We start from the raw sequence: 18,078 nt of genomic DNA, 5'->3' as shown, positions 1-18,078 counted from the left end.
TCCACTCTACAGCCGGCCCGGAGCCATACTCTGCGCCAGATCAAACCTGCAGGCTTATGCTGCTTTCTTCTCGTCGCGCAGTTGGCGGCGCAGGATCTTGCCGACATTGGTCTTCGGCAGTTCATCACGGAACTCGATGTACTTCGGCTTCTTGTACGCCGTCAGCTCGTGTTTGCAGAACTCGAGCAGGGCTTCCGCGGTCAGGTTCGGATCCTTGCGGACGACGAACAATTTCACCGCTTCGCCGGAATTCGCATCTGGCACACCAACGCAAGCCACTTCGAGCACGCCCGGGTGGGCGGCGACCACGCCTTCCACTTCGTTCGGGTACACATTGAAGCCTGACACCAGGATCATGTCCTTCTTGCGGTCGACGATGCGCACGAAGCCTTTCTCGTCCATGATGCCGACGTCACCGGTCTTGAAGAAGCCGTCAGCGGTGATCGATTTCGCGGTTTCGTCAGGACGGTTCCAGTAGCCGGCCATGACCTGCGGGCCGCGGATCGCGATCTCGCCGGCAGAACCCAGCGGCACTTCCTTGCCATCGTCGTCCAGGATCGCCAGGTCGGTGGAAGGAATCGGTACCCCGATGGTGCCGGTGAATTCCTTGATGTCGACGCGGTTGGCAGTCGCCACCGGCGAAGTCTCGGACAGGCCGTAGCCCTCGATGATCGGGGTGCCGGTCACCTTCAGCCAACGGTCCGCCACCGACTGCTGCACGGCCATTCCGCCGCCGTTGCAGATCTTGTAGCTGGAAAAGTCCAGCTTGGAGAAATCAGGATTGTTCAGCAGCGCGTTGTACAGCGTATTCACGGCAGGGAACACGGTCACCGGATACTTGCGCAGCTCTTTGACAAAGCCAGGGATATCGCGCGGATTCGGGATCAGGATATTCATGCCGCCCAGCTTCCAGCCCATGAAGCAGGAAATGGTCAGCGAATAGATGTGGTACAGCGGCAGCGCGGCAACAAAGACCATCTGCTTGTCGCTAGGCGCCATCTGCAGCCAGGCTTCGTTCTGCAGCATATTGGCCACCACGTTACTGTGCAACAGAACGGCGCCCTTGGACACGCCGGTGGTGCCGCCGGTGTACTGCAGGAAGGCGATATCGCTTGGCTTCTGGTCGGCCGGCTTCAGCGTCAGGCGCGAGCCTTCGGACAGCACCTGCTTGAAGGTGACGTGGCCAGGGATATTCCAGGCCGGCACCATCTTCTTCACGCTGCGCACCACGAAGTTGACGATCATGCCTTTCAGGCCGCCCAGCAGGTCGCCCATCGAGGCGACGATCACGTGCTTGACCGGGGTCGATGCCACGACTTGCTGCACCGTGGTGGCAAAGTTCTCCAGCACGATCACGGCTTCAGCGCCGGAGTCGTTCAGCTGGTGCTGCAGTTCGCGCGGGGTGTACAGCGGATTGACGTTGACCACCACGTAGCCGGCGCGGATGATGCCCGCCAGCGCGACCGGGTATTGCAGCACGTTAGGCAGCATGATGGCGACGCGCGCCCCCGGCTTCAGGCCCTTGGACTGCAGCCAGGCGCCGAACTGCTTCGACAGCTGGTCCACCTCGGAGTAGGTCATGAACTTGTCCATGCAGACGTACGCGTTACGGCTTGCGTACTTCTGGAACGACTCTTCCATCAGGTGGGTCACGGAGCGGTACTGCGAAATATCGATCTCCGCAGGAACGCCTTGGGGGTAAGACTTCAGCCAGATTTTTTCCATCGTATTGCCTTTCGTGTGCCTTGCCGCTTATGCAGCCTTCTTATCGTCGGCAGGCTTCTCGTCGCGCAGCATGCGGCGCAGGATCTTGCCAACGTTCGTCTTCGGAAGCTCCGTGCGGAACTCGATATATTTCGGCTTCTTGTAGCCGGTCAGGTTTTGCTTGCAGTGCTCCATCAGCGATTCGACGGTCAGGTTCGGATCTTTCTTCACCACGAACACTTTCACCGCTTCGCCGGAATGCTCGTCCGGCACGCCGATGCAGGCGCATTCCAGCACGCCTGGATGCGATGCCACCACGTCTTCGATTTCATTCGGATAGACATTGAAACCGGAGACCAGGATCATGTCCTTTTTGCGGTCCACGATCTTGACGTAGCCGCGTTCGTCCATCACGCCCACGTCGCCGGATTTGAAATAGCCGTCGGCCGTCATGACCTTGGCAGTTTCCTCCGGACGGTTCCAGTAGCCGGCCATGACCTGCGGGCCGCGGATCGCGATTTCGCCCGGGCTGCCCAGCGGCACCTCATTGCCGGCATCGTCCAGGATCGCCACTTCGGTGGAAGGAATCGGCAAGCCGATCATGCCGGAGAAATCGGTGCTGTCGAAGCGGTTGGCAGTTGCCACCGGTGCGGTCTCGGACAGGCCGTAGCCTTCCACGATGGTGACGCCGGTTGCAGCCAGCCACTTGTCGGCCACCGCCTTCTGCACTGCCATGCCGCCGCCGTTGGCGACCTTCAGGCCGGAGAAGTCCAGCTTGGTGAAATCAGGATGGTTCAGCAGCGCGTTGTACAGCGTGTTCACGGCCGGCAGCATATTGAAGCGGTACTTGGCCAGCTCCTTGATAAAGCCGCCGATATCGCGCGGGTTCGGGATCAGCACATTCAGGCCGCCCTCGCGGATGCCCCACATGGCGCACACGGTCAGCGCAAAGATGTGATACAGCGGCAGCGCGCAAATGATGGTGCGCTCTTCCGGCGGCAGGTCGGCCAGCTTCGGCGCCGACCAGGCTTGCATCTGCAGCAGGTTGGCGATGATGTTGCGGTGGGTCAGGGTTGCGCCCTTCGACACGCCGGTGGTACCGCCGGTGTACTGCAGGAAGGCAACGTCTTCATGGCGCAATTCGACCGGCGTCAGCTTCATGCTGCGGGCATGGCCCAGCGCGTCCTTGAAGCGCACCGCGTTCGGCAGCGAGAACGGCGGCACCAGCTTCTTCACGTTGCGCACCACAAAGTTGACGATGATGCCTTTCAGGCCGCCCAGCATCTCGCCCATATCGGCGACGATGATGTGCTTGACCTGGGTGCGCGGCAGCACCTGCTCCAGGGTGGTCGCGAAATTCTCGAGGATGATGATGGCTTCCGCGCCGGAGTCGTTCAGCTGGTGCTCCAGTTCGCGCGGGGTGTACAGCGGATTGACGTTGACGACGGTGTAGCCGGCACGCAGGATGGCGGCGATGGCAATCGGGTATTGCAGCACGTTCGGCATCATGACTGCCACGCGCGCACCCTTTTTCATGCCGCGGCTTTGCAGCCAGGCGCCGAGGCGTTTGGAGTGCTGGTCCAGTTCGGAATAGGTGAGGAACTTGTCCATGCACACGAAGGCGTTGCGCGACGCGTACTTCTGGAACGATTCTTCAAGCAGGTGAACCAGGGAGCGGTATTGCGTAGCGTCGATTTCACTCGGAACGCCTGGGGGATACGACTTCAACCAGATTTTTTCCATCCTGTGCCTCTTTGTCTCAGTTTTATATGTTTTTATTTGCGAAAATAGAACGGCCGTGCTTTCCCGCACTATAGATGCTATCGTGCGACATGACACAGGGCAAGCTATTTTCTGGATTTGGAACGCGTACTCTAGCGGGCCTCCGTGCTGCTACGCAGCATAGACAATCGTCAATTGACGGCGCCCGGCTCCTTGGCAGCGGCGGCCGTCGTGGTCTCAGTGGCTTGAGCCATTGAGCGGGCCAGTTCGTGCAGCCTGTCATGCCGTTCCACGGATGGCAGGTTGCTCATGCTCCGCACCGCAGCATAAAACTGCGGGAATGCCTTTTCTCTTACAAGCAAGGCGCGGAAGCCTGGCAGCAAATCATTATAGGTTGCAACAGATGCCAAATGGGCATTATTCAACGGTTCCGCAAAGAATCGATCGTAGCCGTTGTAACCACCCCAGTCTGCCTTGAGAACCTTGTACCCTTCCTGCAGGGCGGTAAAGATGCGCGCTTTTTCCTCGCGCTTCTTTTTGGCGCTGGCTTTGCTGGCATAGTTGTCCGCCAGCATTTGTCGATGCCTCACCAGTAAGTCCATGAAGTCCTGGCGGCGCACGTTGTAGCGCGCGTAGGCTTGGCGCATGGCGTCGTTGCCGTACAGCTCGAGCCAGTGGTTGACCCCGGCCTCTTCCACCGCGGAGGCAAACGCTTCGTTGAATTTGGAATCGCCCTGCACGTACACCACCTGGTGCGCCAGTTCATGGAACACCAGGCGCGCAAGCTCGGCATCGGAGTGGTTGATGAAGGTGGACAGCAATGGGTCGCTGAGCCAGCCCAGCGTGGAATAGGCCGGCACGCCGCCGACCTGCACGTCATTGCCTTCCTTGCGCAGCTCTTCGGCATACGCTTCGGCATCGGCCTTGTCGTAATAACCGCGATAACTGACGCAGCCGGCGATGGGGAAGCACCACTGCACCGGGCGCAGCGACAGCTCCGGCGTGGCCACCACATTCCACAGCACGTACTGGCGGTTCAATGGGGCGTAGTTTTTATAGCTGGCGTTATCCGGCAGGCCCAGCTCCTTGACCGCGAACTTGCGGATCAGCTTGGCCTTTTCGAGGCGGGCTTTGAGCTTGGGATCGGTGCTTGGGTCGCCGATCCAGTCGTCGACCGGACGGGCGTCAGACCAGAGCGCGTACTGGCCCTGGGCAGCCTGGAAGTAATACTTGAATTGCGCACAACCTGCCAGGAGGCCGGCGCACACCCCTGCCGTCGCCAGGTATCCGGCACGCAGTTTCAGCTGTGCTAACGTGCGCATATATCATTCTCAGGAGGCTTTCTCGACCTGAACCAGTGTATCGTAAAACGTCGGTGCGCGACCCATGTCAGTCAGCCGTTGGCTGGTCACCTCATTGGCATTCTTGCCATCGCCTGCCAGCTTCTTCCACCAGATCGACAAGCCTACGACAAGGCCTTGGCGGGCCTTCGGCGTCACGCGCGCCTTGCACACGAAGGAGCCGCGATCGTTGAAGATGCGCACCATATCGCCGTGGTTGATGCCACGTGTTGCCGCATCGTCAGGATTGATGTCGAGCTGCGGCTCGCCTTCCGTGGCGCGCAAGCTTTGCACGTTGACAAAGGTCGAGTTGAGGAAGTTGCGCGCCGGCGGAGATATCATCGCAAGCGGGTATTTTGCCGCCAGATCAGGGGCAGATGCTGCGGATTCGTAGTTCGGGATGTAGGCCGGCAGCGGGTCCAGTCCATCCTGCTTCATGCTTTCCGAATAGAACTCACATTTTCCTGAAGGTGTGGGGAAATTGCCGCATGCAAAGGGCGCATCAGGTACTTCCAGTTTCTGCCAGCCCTTCCGCTTCAGTGACTCCCAGTCGAATTGCACGAATGCCACCGATGCCAGCGCATCATCACTGTCGCGGAAGCATGGATCGTCGAAGCCCATGCGCGCGGCCAGCAAGCGGAAGATCTCGGTGTTCGGCTTGGCCTCGCCCATCGGTGCGATGGCGGGGTTGTTGGCCATCATGTACAGGTGGCCGTAGGCGCTGTGCGCATCGGTGTGCTCGAGCTGGGTGGTGGCCGGCAACACGATGTCGGCATAGTCGGCGGTATCGGTCTGGAAATGTTCCAGCACCACCGTGAACAGGTCCTCGCGCGCAAAGCCGGCCTGCACCTTGGACGAATCCGGCGCCACCGCCAGCGGGTTCGAGTTGTAGACGATGACCGCCTTGACCTGCGGGCCGAACTCGGGCGAGGCCGGGCGCAGCAAGTCGTCGCCGATGGTCGTCATATTGATGGTGCGCGGCTGTTTCGCCAGCAAATCCGGGCGCTGCAGGGCGGCCAGGTTTTTCTTGAAGGTGCCGGAAGCGGACAGCTGCACGCCGCCCGCCGCGTGGCGCCAGGCGCCCACCAGCGCTGGCAAGCAGGCAATATTGCGCACCGCCATGCCGCCGCCATGCACGCGCTGCACGCCGTAATTCATGCGGATGGCGACCGGCTCGCCGCGCTTGGCGGTTTCGCCATATTCGCGCGCCAGGCCTTCCACTTCCTCGACGGTAATACCGCAGGTTTCCGCCACGCGCTGCGGTGACCATTCCGCCACGCGTTGGCGCAACTCCTCAAAGCCCACCGTGTAGTCGGCGATGTACTCGTGGTCCAGCAGGTCGTCGCGCACCAGGATGTGCATCAGGCCCAGCGCCAGCGCCGCGTCCGTGCCCGGCAGGACGGCGATGTGCTGGTGGCATTTCTCGGCCGTCAACGAGCGGTAGGGGTCGATGGCGATCAGCTTCGCGCCGTTGCGCTTGGCTTCCTGGGCCCGGGTCCAGAAGTGCAGGTTGGATGCGATCGGGTTACCGCCCCAGATGATGAGCAGCTTGGCATTCTGGAATTGTTCGATATCGGTGCCGACCGAGGCGCCGACCGTGTATTTGTAGCCGGTGGCGCCAGCGGTGGCGCAGATGGTGCGGTCAAGCAGCGAAGCACCGACCTTGTGGAAGAAGCGGGACGACATGGAATCGCCCTGCACCAGGCCCATGGTGCCGGCGTAGCTGTACGGCAGGATCGACTCCGGTTCGGTCGCGGCCAGCGGCTGCAGGCGCGCCGCGATCTCATCCAGCGCCTGCTCCCAGCTGATGCGCTCGAACTTGCCCTCGCCCTTCTTGCCGGTGCGGCGCAGCGGGTACAGCAGGCGGTCCGGCGCGTAGGTACGCTCGGTATAGCGGGAGACCTTGGTGCACAGCACCCCGGCGGTGGTCGGATGATCCGGATCGCCTTTCACCTCGGTCGCCACGCCATCCTCGACGGTGACGAGCAGGGCGCAGGTATCGGGGCAATCGTGCGGGCAGGTGGCGCGGACTTGTGTGGATGACATCTTGATCTGGGTTAGCGACGGCTGAAAACAGTATCGTAAACGATTCCAGAAAATCGCATCGGGAGGCTAGAATGGCAACACCGATGGAGAACAATAATGAAACTGATCGACCCGATTATCGCGTTTCAGTCCGAGTTGCAGCAGATCCGACGCGACCTGCATGCCCACCCGGAACTCTGCTATGAAGAAGAACGTACCGCCGATGTCGTTTGCGCCAAGCTGACCGAATGGGGCATCCCCTTCGAGCGCGGCCTGGGCAAGACCGGCGTGGTTGGCATCATCAGGAATGGCAACTCCGAGCGCGCCATTGGCCTGCGCGCCGACATGGATGCCCTGCCCATGCAGGAGATCAACACCTTCCCGCACGCTTCCAAACATCCCGGCAAGATGCACGCTTGCGGCCATGACGGCCACACCGCCATGCTGCTCGGCGCGGCCCACCACCTGGCCAGGCACCGCAACTTCGACGGCACCGTCTACCTGGTGTTCCAGCCGGCCGAAGAAGGCGGCGCCGGCGCGCGCGAGATGATCAAGGATGGCCTGTTCGAGCGCTTCCCGATGGATGCGATCTACGGCATGCACAACTGGCCTGGCATGGCGCAAGGTGAGCTGGGGGCTTGTGAAGGCCCGATGATGGCTTCGTCCAACGAATTCCACGTGACCGTGCGCGGCAAGGGTGCCCACGCGGCCCAGCCGCACAAGGGCATCGACCCGATCATGGTCGCGGTGCAGATTGCGCAGGCCTGGCAGACCATCGTCACGCGCAACAAGAGTCCACTCGACACGGCCGTGCTGTCGATCACCCAGATCCACGCCGGCAGCGCTACCAACGTGATCCCCGACGATGCCAAGCTGGTCGGCACCGTGCGCACCTTTACCACCGAAGTGCTGGACCTGGTCGAGCGGCGCATGCAGTCGCTGGCGGAAGGCATTGCCGCCGCCTTCGATGCCGAAGTGGAGTTCACCTTCCGCCGCAACTATCCACCGCTGGTGAACCACGCCAAGGAAACCCGCTTCGCCTTAGGCGTCATGAAATCGGTCGTCGGCGAATCGATGGTGGACGCCAACGTCGAACCCACCATGGGCGCCGAGGACTTCGCCTTCTTCCTGCAGGAGAAGCCGGGCTGCTACATCTTCATCGGCAACGGTGAAGGCGATCACCGCGACGGCGGCCACGGCCTCGGTCCATGCGTGCTGCACAACGCCAGCTACGACTTCAACGACCGCCTGCTGCCGATTGGCGCCAGCTTCTGGGTGCACCTGGCCGAAGCGGCTTTGCCGCAGGCGCAATAAGGCAGTACTACGGCAGCTTGTCGGCCTGCGTGCCGACACGCACACCATCATTCAGCCGCTCCAGCGCCAGCAGCGCGGCCGAATGGTCGGCACGCGGATACACGTCCTTGATCGACTCATAGCGCTGCGTCACCAGGCTGGTGACCGGCAGCGCTACACCCGCCGCTGCTGCTGCGGCCAGGATATTGTGCTGGTCCTTCAACTGGGTCAGCACCTGCCCGCCCGGCAGGAAATTGCGCTCCAGCATGCGCTGGCCATGTACTTCCAGCACGCGGCTCTCGGCAAAGCCACCGCGAATCGCTTCGCGCACCGCCGCCGGATCGGCGCCGGCCGCCTGCGCCAGCAGCAAAGCCTCCGCCACGATATTGATGGTGCCGCCGACGATCAGCTGGTTGCACAGCTTTGCCACCTGCCCGCTGCCCGCCGGGCCGACCAGCCTGGGCTTGCCCATTGCTTCCAGCAACGGCCGCGCCGCCTCGAAATCCGCAGCACTGCCGCCCGCCATGATGGCCAGCGAGCCGGCCTGTGCGCCGCCGACGCCGCCCGACACCGGCGCATCGATGAAGCGATGCCCGCGCGAGGCAAGCAGCGCATGGAAAGCCTGCGCCTCGTCCTGCCGCGTCGAGCTCATATCGATCCACAGCGTAGCGGGACGCAGTGCATCGAGCGCCGCATCGATCACGCCGCCGACCGCATCGCCGGCGGACAGCATCGACACCACCATATCGGCATCCGCCACCGCATGCGGCAGTACGTCGTCGGGATCGGCGCCCGCCGCAGCCAGCGCACTGGCCTTGCCCGCAGTGCGGTTCCAGGCCGTGACTTTGAAGCCGGCCGCCAGCAGGCGCGATACCATAGGTTCGCCCATCAAGCCTATGCCAAGAAATGCGATTCGCTGAGGATGCGCCACCATAAGCTCCAGATATGCCAATATTGCAGTGATTCTAACAATTATGAGGTCGCCTGAAAGAATTTCAGAACGAAAGTAAAATTGCGAGCATTGCCTCAGCAAATATGAAGACTGCGGCAAGGACCAGAGAGAAAAAACATGCAAATCAAAAAACTGTTCGCTGTTGCTGCCGCTGCATTGGTAGCGCAATCCGCTTTCGCCTTCGATATCAATTCCGCTTACGTGGAAGCCGGTTCGGCGTCCAAGATCCGCATGGTGCGCCTGGGCGCCACGCAGGACTTCAAGCCTGAATGGACCTGGTTCAATTCCAATGGCACCCACCTCAGCGGCTACTGGGACGCCAGCGTCGGCTTCTGGCAGGCCCGCCAGTGGCACAATATGCCTGGCGATAAAGAGAACCTGTTTGACATCGGCTTTACCCCGGTAGTCCGTTTCGAGCATACCAGCAAGAAGGGCTTTTACGTGGAGGGAGGCATCGGCGCGCACGTGCTGTCGAAGACCTACTACAGCAACGACGACGGCCTGTCGACCGCTTTCCAGTTCGGCGACCATATCGCCGTGGGCTACGTATTCGACAACAAGTGGGAAGTCGCCCTCAAGGCGCAGCACTTTTCCAATGGCGGCATCAAGAGGCCGAACAGCGGCGTCGACGTCATCATGCTGAAAGCGGCTTACCGCTACTGATTCACTTCTTGCGGTAGCGCTGCAATCCCTTTGGCAGCAGGTTAAATACACGCACCATGGCGTGCAGCTGCCAGGGGAAGATGCAGTGCGCGTCCCGCTCCGCGATCGCGCGGACAATCCGGCGCACAGTTTCATCTTCAGTCTGCAGGAACGGCTTGCGCTGCGCACTTCCCCCGTTCAAATCCCTTAGCTTCTGCGTATCGACATAGCCCGGCACCACGGCGGTCACGCCGATTCCATGCGGCGCCAGCGCCTTGCGATAGGAGTCGCTGATGGCAATCGCGGCGCGCTTGCTTGCGCTGTACAGCGAGCCGCCCGGATATTCATGCAGCAGCCCCGCAATCGACGCCACCACCACCATCTGGCCGCGCCCGTTGCGCAGCATGGCCTGCGCGCCCGCGTCGAAGGCATGGCATAGCCCGGAGACATTGGTGCGCACGACCGGCATGCTGCACTTGGGGTCCTGCGCCAGTGCGTTGGCATCGGCATACTGGCCGGCGGTGACGACCAGCAGGTCCAGCCCTTCCGCGGCAAAGTCTTCGACTGCATCAAACACCGCCTGGCGTTCGCCAATGTCGAAACCATAGCGCCGGACTCCTGCCTGCACAGTGATGGGGTGCCCATCCAACCGCGCAGGATCGCGTCCGCATAGCGCCAGCACGGCGCCCTGCTGCGCGTAATGCCTTGCCAGGGCCAAGCCGATGCCGCTGGTGCCGCCGATGATCATTACCCTCATTTGCTTCCCCTGTTGAATCTTGTGGCGTGGCGTAGCCGCAGCCCTGGACTTGCATACGCTTCGATGCCGCGCCGGTAACCGTACTGCCATTGCGTTTCCACGTCCTGCGCATATTCCGCAAGACTGGCCGGCATCTCCAGCCTGATGCGGTTGTCCAGCCAGTCGATGCGCTTTCGCATGCCGCTGCCGCGCAGGGCGCTCGAGATATCGCTGGTATCGACCCAGGCATGGGCGTGCTGCGCGTGCACGTGCTTCAGCCGCGCATTGCCATCGATGCCGAACACCTTGCGCAACGCGGGAATCGCCAGCGCTTGACCGAACGGAGGCTTGGCTTCCATCGTCACGTGCCTGGCCAGGCCATGCGCGATCTCGATCGGGAACAGGTCGATCACGCCGCCCATATAGTGCTGGCCGCCGTAAGCATGGCAGGCGAAGTACAACATATCGGTGATTGAGCTGCGCACGGCATCGGTGACGGGCATCGCGCTATCGAGCAGGAGGCCTGGCGCCACCGCGCCGCAGCTCCACGCAGGCGCACTGGCGGGTGCCGGCCATCCCTGCAGCAGGCTGCATGCACGTTTCGGCCCGAAGACGACTTCCGCGAACAGCGCGCGCCCACCCCGTGCCTGGCCGGTATGCTCGCGGCCGAACAGCAGCTTGGTGGCCACGATAACGAGCGACATCTGCGGCTGCGCGGCTGGCAAAGGCAAAGGCAATGGCCCCGGCAGCTCGAACATGAAATCGTCGAACACGTCCGGCACACGCCTGGCCCGTTCGCGCGACAGTCCGCGCAGCAGGGCCGCACCCAGCACCGGCAGCGGACGCACATGCGGCGCCGCGCGCAAGCCGCACATGAACCGGTACATCTCCTGCGAGACGAGCCATTGCTTGCGCTGCGTGGCATCCGGCAAGGCGTGGATGATGGCCGCCGCCAGCGAACCGCCGCAACTGGCGAGGATGACATCGGGCGCCATGCCGCTATCTTCCGCCGCAGCGTGCATGCCAAGGTAATAGCCGAAGCGGAATCCGCCACCCGCCATCACCATGCAGCGCTGGTACTTTTGATCTTCACTCATATCGCGTGACATAATGCCACGAATGCAACTCCTGCACCTGATCCTCAACGCCCTCTTGTTCGGGCTTTGCTACACGCTCACGAACCATGCTGCCGAATCGGCGCAGGTCCAGCGCACGCTGGCGCTTGCGTTCGAGCAGGCCATCCCTTTCCTGCCGTGGATGATCATTCCCTATGCCAGTTCCGGCCCCTTGCTGGCATGGGCCTTCTTCAAGGTGCGCAAGGGGGATGCGCTGCGCGTGTACAGCCGCCGCCTGATGCTCTCCACTGTCGCCGCCAGCCTGGTGTTCGCCGTTTTCCCCGCGCGCTTCCCAGCCGGCAGGGCGGTGCCCGACCACGGCTTCCTCCAGCTGGCCTATGGCTTGCTGGACGCCTCGGATCGCCCGTACAACCAGTTCCCGTCCTTGCACATCATCTATTGCATCCTGCTGTGGCTCACGCTGCGGCCGGAAATCGCGCGCCGCGCCTGGCGGCTTGCGCTGGCGTGCTGGCTGCTGCTGGTTGGCGCCAGCACGCTGCTGACCTGGCAGCATGCCGTGGCCGATATCGCCGGCGGCATTGCGCTTGCCGCAGTCGCCTGCCATGCGGTGCGTCCCGGCGCCACCGCCCGCCATAGCGTTGCGTTCTACTATGTCATCATGGCTGGACTGGCGCTGCTCGCGGCGAGCCTGTCCGCGCCCGTATGGCCCTGGCTCTACCTTGCGGCCAGCCTGCTGCTGGTCGCTTCGGCATATGCCCGCCGCAACGCAGCCTTCCTGCGCAAACACGAAGGCCGGCATCCAGCCTGGGTATGGCTGCTGTTCTGGCCCTACCTCTTCGGCTACGCCGCAACGTGGATGCTGGTGCGCTGGCGCGGCAAGCCGCCATTCGCAATGGCGGCCGCAGGCTTGTGGGTTGGCCGCCGCCTGAGCGCCGGCGAAGCGCTGCAGCTGCCTCCGGGCTGCAGCATCATCGACCTGAGCGCAGAACTCGGCGAAACCGAGTTGCTGCGCCGCGGCCATTACCGCCACCTTCCTTTATTGGACCTGCAAGCGCCAACGCGCACTCAGGTCCGCAATATCCTTGCGGCCATTGATGCCGAGCGCAAGCAGGGCCGCCCGGTCTACCTGCATTGCGCGATGGGCTACAGCCGCAGCCTTTTCATCGCCCGGATCTACCTTAACTCTTATACGTCATGAGCATCTCCATCTACCAGCTTAAGCCCTGCTTCCAGCAATTGCTGCGCCCTTTCCTCAACCTCCTCACGAGGCTCGGCATCACCCCTAACCAGGTTACGCTGGCCGCGATGCTGCTTTCTGTGGGCTATGGAGCGCTGCTGGCCTTGGCGCCGCAATGCCTCGGCCTGTGGCTGGGCCTGCCCTTCTTCCTGCTGCTGCGCATGGCCTTGAACGCCATCGACGGCATGCTGGCAAATGCCACCGGCAACAAGACGGCGATGGGCGCTTTGCTGAACGAATTGTGCGACCAGGTTTCGGATGCGGCGCTCTACCTGCCGGTAGCCCTGCTGGCCGGAATCTCGCCGCACTTGCTGGTACTGGTGGTGGTGTTTGCCCTGCTGGCCGAGTTTGCAGGCGTGCTGGCCAGCAGCATCGGCGTGGCGCGCCGCTTCGATGGCCCGATGGGCAAGAGCGACCGGGCCTTTGCTTTCGGCCTGCTTGGCCTGCTGGTGTGGGCGGGCGTTGCGCCGGTCTGGCACAACGCCTTGCTTGCCGTGGTCCTGCTGCTGTCGCTGGTGACGGTGTTTAATCGCCTGCGACAGGCACTGCGCCTTTCTCCGCAAGCGAAACAGTGAAGATTCCTTCCAGGCCGATCATTGTCCGCAGCTTGCGGCAACCGGCCAATGTAACCAAGCCATCCATCTCGGCTTGCGCGCGCGGGCGCATGCGCCATGGCTCGCCGCGATGGTTGGTCAGCGTATAGGCGATCATATCCAGTTGCGGATGCCACGGCTGGCCGGTGTACAGCAAGCTGCCGCCTTCGCGCAGGCTGGCCGCAACGCCGCGCAACGATTGCATGACCAGTGAGTTGTCGCTGAACAGCTCGTACAGCCCGGACACCACGGCGATATCGTAGCGTCCTTCCTGCCCCTGGTAGCTGTCGGCGCTGAAGGCATCGCGGCGGCAGAATTCAATGCGGGCGCTGATCTGCAGCTTTTCCGCCAGCTTCTTCGCCTGGTCCAGGTTGTGCTGCTCATAGTCGCATAGCGTAACCTCGATCTCGCGGTCCTGGAAGCGCTTGATGGTCTCCAGCACATAGCGTGCGGAACCTGCGGCGATATCGAGGATGCGCACCGGCCCTGGTCCCTGGTGCGCCGCAATCTGTTCCGCCAACAGCTGCTGCATCTGCACCTTGCGCAGGCGGATGCCGCGCCAGCCTACCGCATCGAGGTAACCACGGTCCATCATGCCGCCAAAGCCAAGCTTGCCGCCGGCCTGGTTGCGATAGACATAGTCCAGCGACTCCCCCGAATCAAAGCCGTGGCGCAGGCCGATCTTCATGCCATCGCTCAACGGTCCCATCATCTTCAGCATATTTCGCTGTACTCCGAACCAGGCGCGCGTCAGCGCGTTGCCGGTCTGGTTGTTCAGCAGTGCCGCGTAATGCCGGGCGCCCTGGCCCTCCCTGTCGGCAGCCGCGAAGCGCACCGGCGATGCCGGCTGCGTCGCGAAGCATTCCTCGATAAAGCTGCGGCTCGCCTGCATCGCGGCGACAGTGTCTTCCTCGTAGAAGATGGCGTGGCGGCAGCGCTGCAGCCTGACGTAGCGCTTCATTGGCGACGACAGCCGATCAAAGAACAACTTCTGCGGCGCCTCGTGCACGACGTAGTCCTGGTCAGCGGCAAGCATCATGACCGGCGTGTCGATGGCGGCGGCATCATGCACGATGCGCTGCGCAGTGTCGGCCAGTTCCAGCAGGATCTGGGCCGAGATACTCTTGGCGATCAGCGGGTCTTCATCGTAGGCGCGCGCCTGCTCCGCTGAATGCGTCAGCATGGTCGGGCGGATGTAGCTGGTCACGAACAGTTCCGGTTTGAAGCGCCGTGCGAAGCGCAGCCCAGGCTTCGCCAGCGGCACATACAGCTTGATCGCAAAGGCCGCGGCAGCCATCACCAGTCCGCGCACGCGCGGTGCGTAATCATGCAGCCAGGTAGCCGCCACCACAGCGCCAACACTGTTGGCCACGACCAGCACATCCTCGATGTCGAAGCCATGCTTGCTGCAGATATGACGGACGAAGGTATCCAGGTCGTCGACCATGGTGGCGAAGCTTGGCGCCGAACCACGCTCACCTGGCGAATATCCATGCCCGCGCGCGTCGTAGGCGAAAGCCCAGTCGCCATGGAAGCCGAACTGCTCGACCAGCGTGCCGATACGGCCAGAATGTTCATGCCCGCGATGCAGGAAAACCAGCGCGCGCGGCGCGCCGCTGCGTGGCGCCAGCGGCATCCAGCTCCGGTAGAACAGGCGCGTGCCGTCGGCCGCATCAAAGCCGGACTGGGTCTCGCTCCAGGCAAGGCCTCGTTCAATCTTCATTCTTTTTTCCTTATCGATAAATGAGCAACAGGTAAAGCAAGGGTGCCGTGACCACCAGGCTGTCGGCACGGTCAAGCATGCCGCCGTGGCCCGGGATCAGGTTTGAAAAATCCTTGATGCCAAGCTTGCGCTTCGCGGCGGAAAACATCACGTCGCCGGCAAAGCCGCCAACCGAAAGCAGCATGGCGATGGTCGCCAGCCAGGCCGGCTGGCCCAGGCTGAAGTAGGCGCCCAACGCGAGCGACAGCAAGGTGGAAACCACAACGCCGCCCAGCAAGCCTTGCCAGGTCTTTTGCGGGCTAATTTGTGGAACGATTTTCTGCTTGCCGAAAAGTTTGCCGCTGGTGAACTGGGCGATGTCGTTCAAGGCTGTCACGATGAACAGGTAAAACAGCCAGGACAGGTTCTCTTTCGGGCCGAACGGCAGGAGCACAAAGGCCGGCACGAAGCTGATGCCGAAGCAAGTGAGGGCAAACAGCAGCCAAGGCAACGCGCCCGGTTCGCGCGAGCGCCAGAGATATGCCGCAGCAGCGAAAGTGGCCAGCGCAAACGCTGCGGGCAAGGAGGAAGGCGCAAACGTGCCGGCACATACCGCTGCCACCAGGCTGGCGATTGAGATCCCAAGGAAGCGGCCGGAAGCAGCTCCGCAGTAAGGCGCAAGTTCGCGCGCAGCCAAGCCGCAAATGACGAGTGCCAGCAAGGGTGCTCCGACCGGATACAGGATCAGGCCACAGCTAACAATGGGAAAAATGAACCACCAGGCATTCACCTGGTCGCGCAGTTGGCTGGCACGCGAGCCAAGCGCCAGACCCACCCCTGTTGAGACCACACCCAGCAATACGTACAAGGCAGCCATGGCGTACCCTAGCTGCGCAGTAAAAATTCCATTCATGACTTGCATTTTGCCAACAACTAGCCGATGCACAATCACACATTGTCACGACGCGCAAAAAAAAAACCGCCAGGTTGCCCTGGCGGCTCCTGTGTGTCGCTGCGCGGCTTATTCTGCCACGTCGGCCCCCACGTTAATGGCAGCATAGGCGCGCTGGACTGCTTTCGCCTCGGCGCTATTGGCGCCGTATAGTTCCTGCGCTGCTGCCAGCACTTTCAAACGAGCGTCTGCGTAGTTGGTCGACGACGTGAACTTGGTGGTGTTCGCGCGGAACCAGATACGGTAAGCCTTGTCGATGCCAATGCCGGTCATGTTCTTCGGCAACTTGGTCAAATATTGCGAATAGTAGTCGCTGCCCGCAGTTGCGCTCGAACCCATCGCCAGGAAGTAGAACATGCGGTTGTTCGGGCCACTGCTGTAGTGAACATCCAGTCGCTTGATGGTCGACTTCCATGCGTCTGGCGAACGGCCATCCTTGCTTGGCTTGTACATCCAGCGCAGCGGCTGGCCGCTCTTGGAGATTTCCTTGCCCATCATCCAGTCGTTGCCCGACGGGACAGGCAGCGAAGTGCCACTGCCGCCAGCGCGCGCATAGGCTTCCACTGCTTCACCCGAGATGTCGGAGGAAGACTCATTGAGGCCGCCCGACTCGCCGCGGTAGGTCAGGTTGGAGGTCGCCGCCGTAATGCCGTGCCCCATTTCATGGCCAATTACGTCGATCGAGCCAAGGTTGTTGAAGGAGCTGCCGCCATCGCCGATGAACATGCACTTGCAGCTGTCGGAGTAGTAGGCGTTGTCATAGGCGGTGTTGACGTGCACGGCGATGTAAGTCGCGGTGTTGTTGCCGTCGAGCGAAGACCAGTTCAGCACATTCTTGTGCATGTCGTAGGTATTCATCAGGCCCCACAGTGCGTTCACCGCAGCAGTCTGGCCGTTGGCATTGGTGGTGCTGCCGCCGGCGATGTACTGCTGGCCATCGCCCCAGACATTGGTGGCATTGCTGTACACCGCGCCAGCACTGGTGCCGTGGTTCGCATTGGTGATCGCCATGGCGCCGAAGGTACCGCCGGTACCGCGGCTGCCGTCAATCATCTTGTACACGCCACCAGACAAGGTGGTGTTGATAGGCACGTCGCCGTTGTACTGGCTATGGCCGGTGCCGACCACATTTTGCATCGCACTCCACTGGTCCAGGATGCGGCCGTCACGTGCACTGACCACGGTGTCATAGAAGGCGCCGTGCGTGCGGGTTTTCACCACGTAGGCCAGCTCATAGCTGCCAACGACTTCCTGCACGTCGACCGCGTTCAGGTCGGCGTCAGCTTTGTTCTCGGCGCCAGGGGCACGGACGGTTTTCATCATAGGGAAGATGACCAGCTCGGCGGAGGGCGGGTCGATTGCGGCGCCGGCACCCGGCACGCTGCGGCTTGCCTTGGCGATAGCCGCTTTGTCGCTGATCGATGGCTTAACGTTGAAACGCTTGGCCGACAGGCCCTGGCGGCGTTCGCCAACCGATTCGCTCACGATATTGCCACCCTGGTCGGTGACTACAACGGATTCGGATTCAAAAATGCGCACACCTTTGTAGGTGTGGTTCACGCGGCTGATTGCCCTACCCTGTTCGCCAGGGTGTTGGCTGGCGATGGCGTAACCATGGTCGGCATCCAGGCCATATTTGCCCCGCTCACCATTCAGAGTGGATACCAGGCGTGTTTTCTCCTGGGCGGAGAAGGCAACTGGACTGGCCATCATGCTTGGGGCGGCGCTGGCGTTTGCAGCAACCATGGCGATCGCGGCTGCGATCAAGCTTTTGCGAAATTCCATTTCTGTCTCCAAATGTCCCGATGAGGTGGGGTGTTATAGGGAATCTAACACTATCGGGGCGTGAAGGCTGAGTCAAAATTTCTACAAATTGAGACATATTTTGGTTGCTTGTCTCGTATGCAACGCCAAAAAGCGAAAAGCCCGCTGGCAACTGCCTAGCGGGCTTTTCTAATAAGAGCCTGACGATAACCTACTTTCACACTGGTTGCAGCACTATCATCGGCGCAAAGTCGTTTCACGGTCCTGTTCGGGATGGGAAGGGGTGGGACCGACTTGCTATGGTCATCAGGCATAACTTGTATGCACCCTGCTCGCTGAG

14 protein-coding genes and 1 rRNA gene are annotated in these 18,078 nt (G+C 61.8%); 4 read left to right on the top strand and 11 right to left on the bottom strand.

Annotated elements, in window-relative coordinates; translation table 11 throughout:
* Positions 1–54 precede the first annotated feature (54 nt).
* The 4 genes from ACQ4MM_RS21745 to ACQ4MM_RS21730 form a co-directional block, all read right to left on the bottom strand.
* Positions 55–1,725 (bottom strand): long-chain-fatty-acid--CoA ligase, encoded by a 1,671-nt coding sequence (locus tag ACQ4MM_RS21745; RefSeq protein WP_431479313.1) that lies wholly within the window; start codon positions 1,723–1,725, stop codon positions 55–57.
* Between the two features lie 27 nt (positions 1,726–1,752).
* Positions 1,753–3,447, bottom strand: coding sequence for a long-chain fatty acid--CoA ligase (locus ACQ4MM_RS21740; protein WP_431479312.1), 1,695 nt, complete (start codon positions 3,445–3,447; stop codon positions 1,753–1,755).
* A gap of 170 nt (positions 3,448–3,617) precedes the next feature.
* Entirely contained in the window at positions 3,618–4,748 is a 1,131-nt protein-coding gene (locus ACQ4MM_RS21735) for an aminopeptidase (protein ID WP_431479311.1), read from the bottom strand.
* A 9-nt stretch (positions 4,749–4,757) separates the two neighbouring features.
* Complete coding sequence (locus ACQ4MM_RS21730; RefSeq protein ID WP_431479310.1) at positions 4,758–6,812, bottom strand: molybdopterin-containing oxidoreductase family protein; 2,055 nt, start codon at positions 6,810–6,812, stop codon at positions 4,758–4,760.
* Positions 6,813–6,908: 96 nt separating this feature from the next.
* Between ACQ4MM_RS21730 and ACQ4MM_RS21725 the strand changes: the two genes are divergently transcribed.
* On the top strand, positions 6,909–8,105 hold the full coding sequence (locus ACQ4MM_RS21725; protein WP_431479309.1) for a M20 aminoacylase family protein: 1,197 nt from the start codon (positions 6,909–6,911) through the stop codon (positions 8,103–8,105).
* A 7-nt stretch (positions 8,106–8,112) separates the two neighbouring features.
* Here ACQ4MM_RS21725 and ACQ4MM_RS21720 read toward each other — a convergent pair whose 3' ends face one another.
* Positions 8,113–9,018, bottom strand: coding sequence for an NAD(P)-dependent oxidoreductase (locus tag ACQ4MM_RS21720; protein WP_431479308.1), 906 nt, complete (start codon positions 9,016–9,018; stop codon positions 8,113–8,115).
* Between the two features lie 135 nt (positions 9,019–9,153).
* Here ACQ4MM_RS21720 and ACQ4MM_RS21715 point away from each other — a divergent pair, with 135 nt between their 5' ends.
* Positions 9,154–9,699 carry an acyloxyacyl hydrolase gene (locus ACQ4MM_RS21715; RefSeq protein ID WP_431479307.1) on the top strand — a complete coding sequence of 182 codons (546 nt, stop codon included), beginning with the start codon at positions 9,154–9,156 and terminating at the stop codon, positions 9,697–9,699.
* Between the two features lies 1 nt (position 9,700).
* Here ACQ4MM_RS21715 and ACQ4MM_RS21710 read toward each other — a convergent pair whose 3' ends face one another.
* Together ACQ4MM_RS21710 and ACQ4MM_RS21705 are read right to left on the bottom strand one after the other, a co-directional pair.
* The gene (locus ACQ4MM_RS21710; RefSeq protein WP_431479306.1) at positions 9,701–10,435 is read right to left on the bottom strand and encodes an SDR family NAD(P)-dependent oxidoreductase; all 735 of its coding nucleotides are present in this window, start codon (positions 10,433–10,435) and stop codon (positions 9,701–9,703) included.
* Positions 10,432–11,511: a patatin-like phospholipase family protein gene (locus tag ACQ4MM_RS21705; protein WP_431479305.1), complete on the bottom strand. Its 1,080-nt coding sequence runs from the start codon at positions 11,509–11,511 to the stop codon at positions 10,432–10,434. The genes ACQ4MM_RS21710 and ACQ4MM_RS21705 overlap by 4 nt, the downstream gene beginning before the upstream one ends.
* A gap of 22 nt (positions 11,512–11,533) precedes the next feature.
* On the opposite strand from ACQ4MM_RS21705, the gene ACQ4MM_RS21700 reads away from it, so the two are divergent.
* Both ACQ4MM_RS21700 and ACQ4MM_RS21695 read left to right on the top strand, forming a co-directional pair.
* Complete coding sequence (locus ACQ4MM_RS21700; RefSeq protein WP_431479304.1) at positions 11,534–12,688, top strand: phosphatase PAP2 family protein; 1,155 nt, start codon at positions 11,534–11,536, stop codon at positions 12,686–12,688.
* A complete protein-coding gene (locus tag ACQ4MM_RS21695) occupies positions 12,685–13,302 on the top strand; it encodes a CDP-alcohol phosphatidyltransferase family protein (RefSeq protein WP_431479303.1) in 618 nt (205 codons plus the stop codon). Before ACQ4MM_RS21700 ends, ACQ4MM_RS21695 begins: the two co-directional genes overlap by 4 nt.
* Here the strand turns inward: ACQ4MM_RS21695 and ACQ4MM_RS21690 are convergent.
* From ACQ4MM_RS21690 to rrf, 4 genes are all read right to left on the bottom strand, one after another.
* A complete protein-coding gene (locus tag ACQ4MM_RS21690; protein WP_431479302.1) occupies positions 13,253–15,043 on the bottom strand; it encodes a bifunctional alpha/beta hydrolase/class I SAM-dependent methyltransferase in 1,791 nt (596 codons plus the stop codon). The two genes, ACQ4MM_RS21695 and ACQ4MM_RS21690, sit on opposite strands and share 50 nt — an antisense overlap.
* Positions 15,044–15,053: 10 nt before the next feature.
* Complete coding sequence (locus ACQ4MM_RS21685; RefSeq protein WP_431479301.1) at positions 15,054–15,899, bottom strand: phosphatidate cytidylyltransferase; 846 nt, start codon at positions 15,897–15,899, stop codon at positions 15,054–15,056.
* Positions 15,900–16,043: 144 nt separating this feature from the next.
* Positions 16,044–17,759 (bottom strand): M4 family metallopeptidase, encoded by a 1,716-nt coding sequence (locus ACQ4MM_RS21680; protein WP_431479300.1) that lies wholly within the window; start codon positions 17,757–17,759, stop codon positions 16,044–16,046.
* Positions 17,760–17,936: 177 nt separating this feature from the next.
* A 5S ribosomal RNA gene (gene rrf / locus ACQ4MM_RS21675) occupies positions 17,937–18,049 on the bottom strand.
* Positions 18,050–18,078: the final 29 nt, after the last annotated feature.

It is taken from the genome of Massilia eburnea, assembly GCF_050709955.1.
Taxonomy (GTDB): domain Bacteria; phylum Pseudomonadota; class Gammaproteobacteria; order Burkholderiales; family Burkholderiaceae_D; genus Rugamonas; species Rugamonas eburnea_A.
The sequence above is the reverse complement of the archived record's forward strand: the minus strand, read 5'-3'. Positions and strand labels throughout refer to the sequence as shown.